At 67.9% G+C, this 13,032-nt stretch carries 11 protein-coding genes; 6 read left to right on the top strand and 5 right to left on the bottom strand.

Annotation, left to right across the window (positions count from 1 at the left end; translation table 11 throughout):
- Positions 1–58 precede the first annotated feature (58 nt).
- Entirely contained in the window at positions 59–379 is a 321-nt protein-coding gene (trxA, locus tag IFT82_RS00410; protein ID WP_192123273.1) for a thioredoxin TrxA, read from the top strand.
- A 194-nt stretch (positions 380–573) separates the two neighbouring features.
- Here the strand turns inward: trxA and argJ are convergent, their stop codons facing one another.
- Positions 574–1,800 (bottom strand): bifunctional glutamate N-acetyltransferase/amino-acid acetyltransferase ArgJ, encoded by a 1,227-nt coding sequence (gene argJ / locus IFT82_RS00405; RefSeq protein ID WP_192123271.1) that lies wholly within the window; start codon positions 1,798–1,800, stop codon positions 574–576.
- Between the two features lie 454 nt (positions 1,801–2,254).
- On the opposite strand from argJ, the gene IFT82_RS00400 reads away from it, so the two are divergent.
- Both IFT82_RS00400 and secA read left to right on the top strand, forming a co-directional pair.
- Positions 2,255–2,545 carry a hypothetical protein gene (locus tag IFT82_RS00400; RefSeq protein ID WP_207105715.1) on the top strand — a complete coding sequence of 97 codons (291 nt, stop codon included), beginning with the start codon at positions 2,255–2,257 and terminating at the stop codon, positions 2,543–2,545.
- Between the two features lie 84 nt (positions 2,546–2,629).
- Positions 2,630–5,374 carry a preprotein translocase subunit SecA gene (gene secA, locus IFT82_RS00395; protein ID WP_192123267.1) on the top strand — a complete coding sequence of 915 codons (2,745 nt, stop codon included), beginning with the start codon at positions 2,630–2,632 and terminating at the stop codon, positions 5,372–5,374.
- Positions 5,375–5,622: 248 nt separating this feature from the next.
- On the opposite strand, the gene rimO is transcribed toward secA, so the two are convergent.
- Positions 5,623–6,954 (bottom strand): 30S ribosomal protein S12 methylthiotransferase RimO, encoded by a 1,332-nt coding sequence (gene rimO, locus IFT82_RS00390; RefSeq protein WP_192123264.1) that lies wholly within the window; start codon positions 6,952–6,954, stop codon positions 5,623–5,625.
- 69 nt (positions 6,955–7,023) lie between these two features.
- Here rimO and IFT82_RS00385 point away from each other — a divergent pair, with 69 nt between their 5' ends.
- Positions 7,024–8,109, top strand: coding sequence for an anhydro-N-acetylmuramic acid kinase (locus IFT82_RS00385; RefSeq protein ID WP_192124222.1), 1,086 nt, complete (start codon positions 7,024–7,026; stop codon positions 8,107–8,109).
- 90 nt (positions 8,110–8,199) lie between these two features.
- On the top strand, positions 8,200–8,343 hold the full coding sequence (locus tag IFT82_RS00380) for a hypothetical protein (RefSeq protein ID WP_192123262.1): 144 nt from the start codon (positions 8,200–8,202) through the stop codon (positions 8,341–8,343).
- Positions 8,344–8,353: 10 nt separating this feature from the next.
- Here IFT82_RS00380 and IFT82_RS00375 read toward each other — a convergent pair whose 3' ends face one another.
- The 3 genes from IFT82_RS00375 to IFT82_RS00365 form a co-directional block, all read right to left on the bottom strand.
- Positions 8,354–8,668 (bottom strand): hypothetical protein, encoded by a 315-nt coding sequence (locus IFT82_RS00375; protein WP_192123260.1) that lies wholly within the window; start codon positions 8,666–8,668, stop codon positions 8,354–8,356.
- A gap of 68 nt (positions 8,669–8,736) precedes the next feature.
- Positions 8,737–9,264 (bottom strand): CHAP domain-containing protein, encoded by a 528-nt coding sequence (locus IFT82_RS00370; protein WP_192124221.1) that lies wholly within the window; start codon positions 9,262–9,264, stop codon positions 8,737–8,739.
- Between the two features lie 106 nt (positions 9,265–9,370).
- A complete protein-coding gene (locus IFT82_RS00365) occupies positions 9,371–11,497 on the bottom strand; it encodes a S9 family peptidase (RefSeq protein ID WP_192124220.1) in 2,127 nt (708 codons plus the stop codon).
- A gap of 185 nt (positions 11,498–11,682) precedes the next feature.
- Between IFT82_RS00365 and IFT82_RS00360 the strand changes: the two genes are divergently transcribed.
- Positions 11,683–13,029, top strand: coding sequence for a TldD/PmbA family protein (locus IFT82_RS00360; protein ID WP_192123258.1), 1,347 nt, complete (start codon positions 11,683–11,685; stop codon positions 13,027–13,029).
- Positions 13,030–13,032: the final 3 nt, after the last annotated feature.

Below are 13,032 nucleotides of genomic sequence, written 5' to 3'. Positions count from 1 at the left end.
ATGTGTTGAGCGGAACGATCCGGCACCCTAAATCGTCCGGCGAAGGAGTATCACGACAATGGCAACCAAGCAGATCACCGACGCCAGTTTCGAGGCGGACGTGCTGAATTCCGACCGCCCGGTGCTGGTCGATTTCTGGGCGGAATGGTGCGGCCCGTGCAAGATGATCGGCCCCTCGCTGGAAGAGATTTCCGAGGAGCTGGGCGAGCAGGTGACGATCGCCAAGCTGAACATCGACGACAATCCCGATGCGCCCGGCAAGTACGGCGTGCGCGGTATCCCGACGATGATCCTGTTCAAGGGCGGCGCCCCGGCCGCGACCAAGGTGGGTGCGGAACCCAAGGGTCGCCTGAAGGCGTGGTTGCAGGGCGAGCTGTAGGCGCCCGACCAGAGTCTCTGAATTCAGCTTTTCTTCCCAATAGAATACGCTTCCCCGGCGGAGGCCGGGGTCCAGTTGGACGAATGCTGGTAAATGGTCAGCAAGGCTTTCCCAACTGGGCCCCGGCCTCCGCCGGGGAAGAAGAGCCAAGGTAGAAGGACAGGCTTCCCGGGAGAATCCGGGAAGGGAAACGATCAGCTGCGATAGTCGGCGTTGATCGAGATGTAGCCATGGGTCAGGTCGCAGGTCCACACCGTGGCGCTGCCCTCGCCCAGACCCAGATCGACGCCGATCTCGATCTCGCTGCCCTTCAGGTGCGCGGCCACCGGCGCTTCGTCATAGCCCGCCACGGCCAGTCCGGCCTCGGCCACCTGCGTGGCGCCGAAGCGGATGGCGAGGCGGTCGCGCTCCGCCGGTTCGCCGGCCTTGCCCACCGCCATGACGATCCGGCCCCAGTTCGCATCCTCGCCCGCGATCGCGGTCTTCACCAGCGGTGAGTTGGCGATGCTCATCGCGATGCGGTGGGCGCTGCGGTCGCTGTCGGCGCCGGTGACGGCGATCTCGATCAGCTTGCTCGCCCCTTCGCCATCGCGGACGACCAGTAGGGCGAGTTGATGGCACAGGTCGGTGAGGGCGGCGCGGAAGGCGTCGGCCCCCGCGCTGTCGTCATCGACCAGCGTCGCATTGCCCGCCGCGCCGGTGGCGAACGCCAGCACCGTGTCGCTGGTCGAGGTGTCGCCATCGACGGTGATGCACGAGAAGGTGCTGGCGTTGGCGGCGGTCAGCATCCCTTGCAGGAAGGCGGGGTCGACGTCGGCATCGGTGAAGATAAACCCCAGCATCGTCGCCATGTCCGGGGCGATCATCCCCGATCCCTTGATGATCCCGACCAGCGTCACCGGGCGGCCATCGACGATCGCGGTGGTCGTCGCGCCCTTGGGATAGGTATCGGTGGTGCCGATCGTCTCGGCCGCCGCCTGCCAGTTGCAGGGCGTCGCGACGAAGGCCGCGTCCAGCCCGGCCTCGGCGCGGTCGATCGGCAGCGGCACGCCGATCACGCCGGTGGAGGCGACGAACACGTCCGACGGCTGGCATCCGGCATGGGCGGCGGTGCGTGCGGCGATCGCCTCCACCGCCTGTCGGCCCCGATCGCCGGTGAAGGCATTGGAATTGCCCGCGTTCACCACCAATGCCCGCGCCTGACCCAGCACCAGCGCGCGGCGGCACCATTCCACCTCCGGCGAGGGGCATCTGCTTTGCGTCAGGACGCCCGCGACCGCGGTGCCGGGGGCGAGCGTGACGAAGGTCAGGTCGCAGCGATCCCATGTCTTGTACCGCGCCCGCGCGACGCGCAGCTCGACGCCGGCGACCGGCGGCATGGCGGGGAACGGCAGGGCGAGGGGAGAGATGGCGTGGCTCATGACCGGGGGCTTTGCGGGAAAGGACGGGCGCTGGAAAGTCTCAAAAGTCGCATCCTACAGGGGTCCGACAAAGGGTGAGGTGTGACTTTCCGGGGACGACGCGGCGGACATGACCGATCCTTGCCATGAAGGCCGTCTGTAGGACAGCGCCGGCCCCAATCCACGTTTCGATTGCCGGTGCCGGGGCGTGTGGGTTCACGCGAAGAGGCGAAGAAGCGAAGAGGCGAAGGTGCGAAGAGGGGTGGTTCGCGCAGAGGCGCGGAGGGCGCAGAGAAAACCCCGCCCGCGTCAGCGGACTTGCTCATACCCGGTCGAGATACGAAAGCCGCTGCGCGGAAAGAGGCGCAGAAGCCGCGAACGATATCTCCGCGCCCTCTGCGCCTCTGCGCGAATCCACCTTCTTCCCTCGCGTCTTCGCGTCTTCGCGTGAACCATCTTCCCACGCCCCGGCGGGATGGACTGTTTAGCCCATGCTCCCTATGTCCGGGCGCGCATGAACCTGTTGCTGCTCCTGTCTGCCCTGTTGTCCGCCCTGACCGGGATCGGCGGCAGCGTGCGGTCGCCCGACGTGGCGCAGGCGGTGGCGGGACAGTCGGTCGTCGCGGCGGCGACGACGGCACGGCGTGCGGTGCCGACGCACCGGCCGGCCGATGTGATGCCGCAGGGGTCGCGAATCGCGGCCGTGGTGACGGCGTGGTCGCTGTCGCCGACGCAGCCATTCTGGGCGGCACGCCGCCGCGAATAGCGGGCGGACGCCTTCACCCTGTCTTCAGCGGTCGCCTCTATCGGGGGCGGGCCGCGCTTTTCTCGTTATCAGGAACCCGCCCACATGTTCGGTGGCCTCGCCAAATCGCTCTTCGGGTCGTCCAACGACCGGTACGTCAAGTCGCTCAACCCCATCATCAACAAGATCGCGTCGTTCGAGCCGACGTTGCAGGCGCTGTCCGATGCCGATCTCGCCGCGCAGACGGTGAAGTTCCGCGCCCAGCTGGCGGAGGGCACCAAGCTCGACGACCTGCTGCCCGAGGCGTTCGCGACCGTGCGCGAGGCGGCTCGGCGCGTGCTGGGCCAGCGGCATTACGACGTGCAGATGGTCGGCGGCATCGTGCTCCACCGCGGCGAGATCGCCGAGATGCGGACGGGCGAGGGCAAGACGCTGGTCGCGACGCTGGCGTGCTATCTCAACGCCCTGCCGGGCAAGGGCGTGCATGTCGTCACGGTCAACGACTATCTCGCCAGCCGCGACGCGACGTGGATGGCGCAGGTGTACGGTTTCCTGGGCCTGACCACCGGCATCATCGTGCCGAACCTGACCGACGAGCAGCGCCGCGCCGCGTATGAATCGGACATCACCTACGCGACGAACAACGAACTCGGTTTCGATTACCTGCGCGACAACATGAAGTACGAGCGCACCGGGATGGTGCAGCGCCCGTTCAACTTCGCGATCATCGACGAGGTCGATTCGATCCTGATCGACGAGGCGCGCACTCCGCTGATCATCTCCGGCCCGACCGACGACAAGTCGGACCTGTACAAGCTGGTCGATGCGGTGGTGAAGCAGTTCGCGCCGGAGGATTACGAGAAGGACGAGAAGCAGAAGTCGATCATCCTGACCGAGGACGGCACCGAGCGCGCCGAGCGGATGCTGGAGGCGGCCGGGCTGCTGGAAGGCGACAACCTGTATGATTTCGAGAACACGCAGGTCGTCCACCACCTGAACCAGGCGCTGCGCGCGAACATGATGTTCAAGGCGGACACGGATTACATCGTCAAGGACGGCAAGGTCGTCATCATCGACGAGTTCACCGGGCGGATGATGGACGGGCGCCGCTGGTCCGACGGCCTGCACCAGGCGGTCGAGGCGAAGGAGGGCGTGAACATCGAGCCCGAGAACCAGACGATGGCCTCGATCACCTTCCAGAATTATTTCCGTATGTATCCCAAGATCGGCGGGATGACCGGCACCGCCGCGACCGAGGCGGCCGAATTCTACGACATCTACAAGATCAACGTCGTGTCGATCCCGACCAACGTGCCGGTGCAGCGGATCGACGAGCAGGACGAATTCTACAAGGACACGCAGGACAAGTTCCGCGCGATCGCCAAGAAGATCGCCGAACATGCCGCGCTGGGCCAGCCGGTGCTGGTCGGCACCGTGTCGATCGAGAAATCGGAACTGCTGTCCGAATTCCTGACCCAGGAGAATGTGCCGCACAAGGTGCTGAACGCGCGCTATCACGAGATGGAGGCGCACATCGTCGCGCAGGCGGGCCGCAAGTCCGCGGTGACGATCGCGACCAACATGGCCGGGCGCGGCACCGACATCCAGCTGGGCGGCAACCTCGATTTCCGCATGTCCGACGAACATGCCGATCTCGATCCCGGCACCCCCGATTACGAGGCGGTGGCCGAGCGGGTGAAGGCGGAGATCGCGGTCGAGAAGGCCGAGGTGCTGGCGGCGGGCGGCCTGTTCGTGCTGGGCACCGAGCGGCACGAGAGCCGGCGGATCGACAACCAGCTGCGCGGCCGATCCGGCCGGCAGGGCGATCCGGGGCTATCGCGCTTCTACCTGTCGCTGGACGACGATCTGCTGCGCATCTTCGGACCGGACACGCTGTTCGCGCGGATGATGCGGTCGAACATGGACGACGGCGAGGCGATCGGCAGCAAGTGGCTGAGCAAGGCGATCGAGACCGCGCAGAAGAAGGTCGAGGCGCGCAATTACGACATCCGCAAGCAGGTCGTCGAATATGACGACGTGATGAACGATCAGCGCAAGGTGATCTACGAACAGCGCGCCGACATCATGGATGCCGAGACGGTCGGCGACATGGTGAGCGACATGCGCGCCGAGACGGTGAACACGATCGTCGGCGATGCCTGCCCGCCCAACTCCTATCCCGAACAGTGGAACGTGGAGGGGATGAAGGCGCAACTGGCGGACGTGCTGAACCTGTATCCGCCGATCGATGAATGGTTGCAGGAAGAGGCGATCGATCCCGAACTGGTGACCGAGCGCGTGCAGGCCGAGGCGGATGCCGCGATCGCCGCCAAGGCCGCCGATCTGGAGCCGGAGACGTGGGTGCAGATCGAGAAGTCGATCCTGCTCCAGCATCTGGACCATCACTGGAAGGAGCATCTGTCGACGCTGGATGCCCTGCGTCAGGTGGTCCATCTGCGCGCCTATGCGCAGAAGACGCCGCTCAACGAATACAAGCAGGAGGCGTTCTCGCTGTTCGAGCGGATGCTCGACAATATCCGCGAGGACGTGACGCGGACGGTGGCGCATGCCGATTTCCAGTTCCAAGCGGCCCCCGAACTGCCGCCGCTGCCCGATTTCATCACGACGCATTTCGACCCGTTCACTGGCGAGGACGACAGCAACGACCGCGATGCCGGGTCGCTTGGGTATGTGACGACGCAGCTGCCACCGCTCCAGATGGTGCGGCCCGAGGCGCAGGATCTGGGGCAGGACCCGGCCGAATGGGAAGGCCGCGTCAACCGCAACGCGCCGTGCCCGTGCGGGTCGGGGCGCAAGTACAAGCATTGCCACGGCGCCGTGACGGGGTGAGGTGATCCGTTCGTCGTTGCGGGGGTAGCGCGGCGATCCGGGGCGTCGTGTGTGCGGCCTCTGGATTGCCGCGTCGCTTCGCTCCTCGCAATGACGGAAGAGGGCGGCGGTTGTATTCGAAACGGTGCAGGTTTCAGGATCGACCTGTCCGTTCCGTCATTGCGAGCGTAGCGAAGCGATCCGGGAAGCCGCGCGTGTGACGCTCCGGATTGCTTCGCTACGCCCGCAATGACGACATTACAGCATCGTTACGCGGGCACACCGTACAGGTCGTGATCGTCGGCATCCTCGATCGTGACGGGGACGATATCGCCGACCGTCAGATGGCCGGCATCGCGCAGGAAGACCTCGCCGTCGATCTCCGGCGCGTCGGCGGCGGAGCGGCCGGTGGCGCCGCCTTCCTCGTCCACCGCGTCGACGATCACCGACAGGGTGCGGCCGACCTTGGCGGCGAGCTTGGCGGCGGAGATCGCGGCGGTCTTCGCCATGATGCGCTGATAGCGCTCCTCCTTCACCTCTTCGGGCACCGGATCGGGCAGCAGATTGGCGGTGGCGCCCTCGACCGGCTCGAACCGGAAGGCGCCGACGCGGTCGAGCTGCGCCTCGTCCAGCCAGTCGAGCAGGTACTGGAAATCCTCCTCGGTCTCGCCGGGGAAGCCGACGACGAAGGTGGAGCGGATCGCGATGTCCGGGCAGATCTCGCGCCAGCGGTGGATGCGGCCCAGCACCTTGGCGTCGTTGGCGGGGCGCTTCATCCGCTTCAGCACGGCGGGCGCGGCGTGCTGGAACGGGATGTCGAGATAGGGGAGGACCAGCCCCTCGGCCATCAGCGGGATGACCTGATCGACATGGGGGTAGGGGTAGACATAATGGAGCCGCACCCAGGGTGCGATCCGGCCGAGTTCGCGGGCCAGATCGGTCATGTGCGCGCGAACCTCGCCACCGCCCTTCAGCGGCCATGACGCATGGCGCAGGTCGACGCCGTAGGCGGAGGTATCCTGGCTGATGACCAGCAGTTCCTTGGTGCCGGCGGCGACCAGCTTTTCCGCCTCGCGTAGGATCGCGTCGGGCCGGCGGCTGACGAGATCGCCGCGCAGCGAGGGGATGATGCAGAAGGAGCAGCGATGGTTGCAGCCCTCCGAAATCTTGAGATAGCTGTAATGACGCGGCGTCAGCTTCAGGCCGGCGTCGGGGATCAGGTCGAGATAGGGCGACAGATGGGCGGGCGCGGCGGCGTGGACCGCCTCCACCACCTGTTCGTACTGGTGTGCGCCGGTGACGGCCAGCACCTGCGGGAAGCGGGCGCGGATCGTTTCCGCCTCCTTGCCCATGCAGCCGGTCACGATGACGCGGCCGTTTTCGGCGATCGCCTCGCCGATCGCCTCCAGGCTTTCCTCCTTCGCCGAATCGAGGAAGCCGCAGGTGTTGACCAGCACCACGTCCGCGCCGGCATAGTCGGGCGACATCTGGTAGCCGTCGGCGCGCAGCTGCGTCAGGATGCGTTCGCTGTCGACGAGGTTCTTCGGACAGCCGAGCGAGACCATGCCGACGCGCGGCGGGGTGGGGAGTATCGTTGCCATGGGAGCCGAAGCACATAGTGCGGAACGTGCCGATTTGCCAGCGTCGCGCTTTTATGCTCCGCAATGACGATGCTCGCCATCGGTCTCATGTCAGGAACCTCGCTCGACGGCATCGATGCCGCGCTCATCGACACGGATGGCGAGGGGGTGGTGCGCCCGGTCGCGTTCCGGGGCGAACCCTATTCGGATGCGGCGCGTGAGCAGCTGGCGGCGGCGACGGCGATCGCGCTGACCTATGACCGGCCGCGCGCCAGCCCGCCGCTGATCGAGGCGGCGGACCTGATTACCCGCGCCCATGCGATGGCGGTCCACAAGCTGCTGCGCGAGGCGCAGGTGACGCCGGAGGCGGTCGGCGTGATCGGGTTCCACGGGCAGACGGTGGCGCACCGCCCCGATCGCGGCTGGACGTGGCAGATCGGCGACGGCGCGGCGCTGGCGGCGGCATCCGGGATCACCACGGTGGCCGATTTCCGCAGCGCCGACGTGGCGGCCGGCGGGCAGGGCGCACCCCTGATCCCGATCTATCACGCCGCGCTGACCGCCGGGCTAGCCCGGCCGGTGGCGGTGCTGAACCTGGGCGGTGTGGGGAACATCACCTTCATCGGGGCGGACGGCACGCTGGTGGCGTTCGACACCGGGCCGGCGAACGGGCTGATCGACCATTGGGTGGGGGAGCAGACGGGCGCGCGCTACGATGTGGGCGGCGCGCTGGCGGCGGGCGGGCGCGTCGACCAGACGGTGCTGGGCGGGATGCTGGACCATCCGTTCTTCGATGCGCCCGCGCCCAAATCGCTCGACCGCAGCGACTTCACCATCCAGCCGGCGCGCGGGCTGTCGGCGGCGGACGGCGCGGCGACGCTGACCGCGTTCACCGCCGAATCGGTCGCGCTGGCGCTGCCGCACCTGCCGGCGCGCCCGGCCCGGTTGCTGGTGGTCGGCGGCGGCCGGCATAATCCGGTGCTGATGCGGATGATCGCCGACGCCACCGGACTGGCGGTGGAATCCGGCGATTCACTGGGCTGGAACGGCGACGGGGTGGAGGCGGAAGGATTCGCCTATATGGCGGTCAGGCGCCTGAAATCGCTGCCGATCAGCTTCCCCGGCACCACCGGTGTACCGGTCGCGATGACGGGGGGTGTCGTCCATCCCGTATGATCCACGCCCCGTCGATGGCCACCACATTAATCATGGACTAACGCCTGTCTTCGTATAACCCAGATCAACCACGCACCGGGAGGTTGGTCGTTGGAATCGGATCACCGTTATTACGCCCGCCGGCTCATCATCGAACGCGCCGCCGCACAGCGCGCGCTGACCGTGGAAGCGCGCGAACGCCGGCTGCAACTGGTGGAAACCTATGAGCGCAAGCTGGAGGCGCTGCGCGCCTGACCGGCGGGGTTCAGTTTCCCGAACGGGGGCGACCGGCCCCGGCCCCGGGCATACCGACATCCCGGCGCACGACCAGCGGGTCGGGGCAACCGTCCTTCGAGCGATAGACCGTCTTGATCTCCGTAGCGGGGGGCATGTCGCCAAGTTTCCCGAACGTGCCCGCCTGCTTTCCCTTCACCAGCACACGATCGGCCTTACGGCATTTTTCGGGCAGCGCGCCGGGATTGGGCATCGTGGTGACGGGAAGGTCGGTGGCGATCCGGGCCGGGGCGGTGGCGGGCGACAACGTGACAACGGCCGCAGCGGCAACGAGCATCAGGCGCATGGAACTTCTCCCGGAGACGATGGGGCATCCTATCTCCGCGGGGAACCCCGGGTCAATCGGGCGGACCGTCAGCGGAGCGGACGGGCATCCGGGACATAGGCGTCGATCAGCGCGCCGACATCGTCGGGATGCGCGCCGGTGAGTTCGGGGGCGGCGCGCCCCTGCGCATAGATGAAGCCCTGTACGGGATAGATGCCGCCGCCCAGCCCGTCATTGTCGCGGTACCAGACCTTCACCGACGACCAGTCGTTGGCGGACGATACGTCGTAGAGCGTGACATCCTGTTCGGCATGGCCCCGCTCGCCGTTCTGGCGCGACCAGTTGGCGTGGGTCAGCATCAGCACCCGTTTCTCGACGATGCGGCTGACCACCGCGACATGGCCCATCGGCAATCGCGGCGTCTTGGCGAAGACCATCACCGAGCCGACGCGCGGGCGATGGCCGCGATCGTACCGGCCGGCGGCCTGATCCCACCAGGTCCAGGCATTGCCATAGATCCGGATGCCGGAGGCCGCGCGCGCGAAGGGTACGCATTCGCCGACATAATCGAGCAGCGACTGCGCGGATGCCGGCGCCACGACGGCCAGCGCCAGCATGGCGGGGAGCAGGGAACGGCGGAACGATCGCATGGCGTGCATTATAGGCGGGTTCGCGTGAACCGGGCGTGGCCGCCACCTCTCCGTCGCTCCGTCGTCAGGCCGCTCACCCGGCGACGCCCAGCTGCTGGAGCATGAACGCCTGCCATTCCGCATTCTGGCGGAAGCGTTCGAACCGGCCCGACTTGCCGCCATGCCCGGCTTCCATGTTGATGCGGAACAGCAGGGGGTTGGCGTCGGTCTTCAGTTCGCGCAGCTTCGCGACCCATTTGGCCGGTTCGTAATATTGCACCTGACTATCCCACAGGCCGGTGCCGACATACATCGCCGGATACGCCTTGGCCGTCACGTTGTCGTAGGGCGAATAGCCGAGCATGTAATCGTAATAGGCTTTCTGCGCGGGGTTGCCCCATTCGTCATATTCGAAGGTCGTCAGCGGGATCGACGCATCGAGCATCGTCGTGACGACATCGACAAAGGGGACCTGCGCGATGATGACGCGGTAGTCGGCGGGCGCCATGTTGGCGATGCCGCCCATCAGCAGGCCACCGGCGCTGCCACCCATCGCCGCCACCCGGTCCTTCGCGGCATATTTCTGTGCGACCAGATAGCGGGTCACGTCGATAAAGTCGGTGAAGCTGTTCCTCTTGTTCAGCAGATGCCCGTCGTCATACCAGCCGCGCCCCATTTCCTGGCCGCCGCGGATATGCGCGATCGCGAAGACGACGCCGCGATCGAGCAGGCCGATCCGCCCCGGATCGATCCCCGGGTCCATCGAGATGCCGTAACTGCCATAGGCATATTGCAGCAGCGGGGCGGTACCGTCGCGCTTCACGCCCCTGGCATGGACCAGCGAGACGGGGATGCGGGTGCCGTCGCGCGCGGGCGCCCAGACGCGTTCGGTGACGTATTTCGCCGGATCGTAGCCGGGCACGGGCGCGACCTTCAGCACGCGGCGTTCGCCGGTGCGGGCGTTGACCTCGTAGGTGGTGGTCGGCGTGACCAGCGAGCCATAGGTATAGCGGACCCACGGCGTATCCGGTTCCTCGTTGACGTCGAGCGCCATGCGATAGGCGGGCTCGTCCGCCTTCACCGGAGTGGACACGCCGGCATCGGTCAGCAGGCGGATCATGCGGTTGCCGCCCTCGCGCTGGTCGATCGCGACGAAGCCGGCGAAGGGGCGGAAATCCTCGATGAACACGGTGTCGCTGGCGGGCGTCAGGTCGCGCCAGCCGGCGGTGTCCCTCGCCATGTCGGCATCGGCGACGGTGACGAGCTTGTAGTTCTTCGCATCGCGATTGGTCCGCACGATCCATCGCCCGCCCAGGTGATCGGCGTGGTAGCGGAATTCACGGGCGCGGGGGGCGATGACGGTGAAGGCGGCGGGCGACGTGGCCGCGCTGGCGACCGGGGCGCAACGCTGTTCGTCGCTGACGGTGGATTGCACCCCGATGCAGACGAAGCGATCGTCGGCGGTGCGGGCGATCCCCATCTGATAGGTGTCGTCCTTCTCCTCGTACAGCAGCCGGTCGGCGGTGGCGGGCGTGCCCAGCACATGCGCCTTCACCCGGTAGCCGCGCAGCGTGACGGGATCCTTCTCGACGTACAGGACGGTGCGGTCGTCCGCCCAGACGACATTCGGTTCGATATTGGCGACGGTATCGGCCATCACCCGGCCGGTGGCGATATCCTTCACCTTCAGCACATATTGACGGCGGCCGACGATATCCTCCGCCCAGGCGACACGCTGGTCGTCGGGGCTGACCGCACGGTCGCCGATCGAGAAATAGCTGCGGCCCTTCGCCATCGCGGGCTGGTCGAACAGGATCTCGGCCGGCGCGGTGGCGCTGCCCTTGCGGCGCTCGACGATCGGATAGTCCGCCCCGGTCTGATAGCGCGAGCCGTACCAGTAGCCGTGCTTGCGATAGGGAACGCTGCTGTCGTCCTGTTTGATGTGCGCGACCGTCTCGTCATAGAGCCGGGTCTTGAGCGGGGTGAGCGTGGCGAGGCGGGCATCGGCCCAGGCGTTCTCCGCGGCGAGATAGCCGAGCATGGCCGGGTCCTTGCGGGTATCGTCGCGCAGCCAGTAATAATCGTCGTTGCGGGTGCCGTTGGGGGACGCGACCTGATGCGGGCGTTTGGCGGCGCGCGGCGGGGCATCCGCCTGCTGTGCCGAGGCCGCCCCTGCGATCAACCCCGCAATCAGCAACGCGGCGAGCGCGGTTCCCGCCATGCCCGTTACCGCCGGTCTGCTGCGCCGCATCGTCATCCCCGATCATTCCCTTTTGCCGGCGGCAGCGTAGCGTCAGGATATCGGGTCGCGCAACGGCCGTTCGCGACGCCGTTGGCCGCGCGCGCGGATCGACGACGGGGCGGGGGCGGTTGCGCGGCGGCGGGCGCCCCCCTAAGTCCGTCGGCATGCTGGATATCGATCAGGCGCGTGCGCGCGCGCACGACATCGTCGCCCGCGCCACGGCGGGCGGGGCGGACGCCGCCGATGCCGTGTTCGCGGCGGATGCCTCGCTCGACGTGTCGGTGCGGCTCGGCCGGCTGGAGGATGTCGGCCGGTCGGAAAGCGCCGAACTGGGCCTGCGCGTGTTCGTGGGCCAGCGGTCGGCGAGCGTATCGACGTCCGACCTGTCGAGCGAGGCGCTCGACACGCTGGTCGAGCGGGCGGTGGCGATGGCGCGGGAAGCGCCCGAGGACCCCTGGGCGGGGCTGGCCCCGGCGGAACGGCTGCTGCACGGCGCGCCGCCGCTGCTGGGCCTGGACGATGGCGGCGACGTGTCGCCCGAGGCGCTGCGCGACGCGGCAATGGCGGCGGAGGCGGCGGCGCGAGACGTGCCGGGCGTGACCAACAGCGAGGGCGGCGGCGCCAGCGCCTCGCGTTCGGTCTGGGCGCTGGCGACCTCGACCGGCTTTGCCGGGGCCTATGCGGCGACGGGGTACGGCGTGTCGGCCAGCGTCGTGGCGGGCGAGGGCGGATCGATGCAGCGCGATTACGCGCATCACGCCGCGCGCCGCCGGGATCAACTGGACGATCCCGCCGGCCTCGGGCGCGAGGCGGGCGAGCGCGCGGTGGCGCGGGTCGGCCCCGGCCGGCTGACCAGCGGCGCGATGCCGGTGGTGTTCGATCCGCGGGTCGGCGCCTCGCTGATCGGCCATCTGCTCGGCGCGATCGGCGGATCGGCGATCACGCGGCGGACGTCGTTCCTGCTCGACGCGCTGGGCACGCCGGTGCTGCCCGCCGGACTGTCGTTGCGCGACGATCCCCACCGCCCGCACGGGCTGCGCTCGCGCCCCTTCGATGGCGAGGGGCTGGCGGTGTCGCCGGTCGCGATCGTCGAGGACGGGGTGCTGGAGACATGGCTGCTCGACAGCGCCGCCGCGCGCCAGCTGGGGCTGGAGCCGACCGGCCATGCCGCGCGCGGGATCGGCGGCGGGCCGGGGGTGTCGGCGTCGAACCTGTATCTCGACGGGGGCCATGTGCCGGTCGACACGCTGCTCGCCGACGTGGGCGAGGGCGTGTACGTGACCGAGCTGATCGGGCAGGGGGTGAACGGCGTCACCGGCGATTATAGTCGCGGCGCGGCGGGTTTCCGCATCACCGGCGGCGTGATCGGCGAGCCGGTCGCCGGCTTCACCATCGCGGGCAATCTGCGCGACATGCTGCTGGCGATCACCGCCGGCAACGATCTGCAATTCCGCTTCGGCACCAATGTGCCGACGCTGCGGGTGGACGGGTTGACCGTCGCGAGCGGCTGACCG

Origin of the sequence: Sphingomonas sp. CFBP 8760 (genome assembly GCF_014841615.1) — a bacterium.
Lineage (GTDB): Bacteria > Pseudomonadota > Alphaproteobacteria > Sphingomonadales > Sphingomonadaceae > Sphingomonas.
The sequence above is the reverse complement of the archived record's forward strand: the minus strand, read 5'-3'. Positions and strand labels throughout refer to the sequence as shown.

Coding starts and splice junctions, on each gene's coding strand:
- trxA (WP_192123273.1), top strand. CDS start 59: ATGGCAACCAAGCAGATCACCGACGCCAGTTTCGAGGCGGACGTGCTG.
- argJ (WP_192123271.1), bottom strand. CDS start 1,800: ATGAGCCACGCCATCTCTCCCCTCGCCCTGCCGTTCCCCGCCATGCCG.
- IFT82_RS00400 (WP_207105715.1), top strand. CDS start 2,255: ATGGACTGTTTAGCCCATGCTCCCTATGTCCGGGCGCGCATGAACCTG.
- secA (WP_192123267.1), top strand. CDS start 2,630: ATGTTCGGTGGCCTCGCCAAATCGCTCTTCGGGTCGTCCAACGACCGG.
- rimO (WP_192123264.1), bottom strand. CDS start 6,954: ATGGCAACGATACTCCCCACCCCGCCGCGCGTCGGCATGGTCTCGCTC.
- IFT82_RS00385 (WP_192124222.1), top strand. CDS start 7,024: ATGCTCGCCATCGGTCTCATGTCAGGAACCTCGCTCGACGGCATCGAT.
- IFT82_RS00375 (WP_192123260.1), bottom strand. CDS start 8,668: ATGCGCCTGATGCTCGTTGCCGCTGCGGCCGTTGTCACGTTGTCGCCC.
- IFT82_RS00370 (WP_192124221.1), bottom strand. CDS start 9,264: ATGCTGGCGCTGGCCGTCGTGGCGCCGGCATCCGCGCAGTCGCTGCTC.
- IFT82_RS00365 (WP_192124220.1), bottom strand. CDS start 11,497: ATGGCGGGAACCGCGCTCGCCGCGTTGCTGATTGCGGGGTTGATCGCA.
- IFT82_RS00360 (WP_192123258.1), top strand. CDS start 11,683: ATGCTGGATATCGATCAGGCGCGTGCGCGCGCGCACGACATCGTCGCC.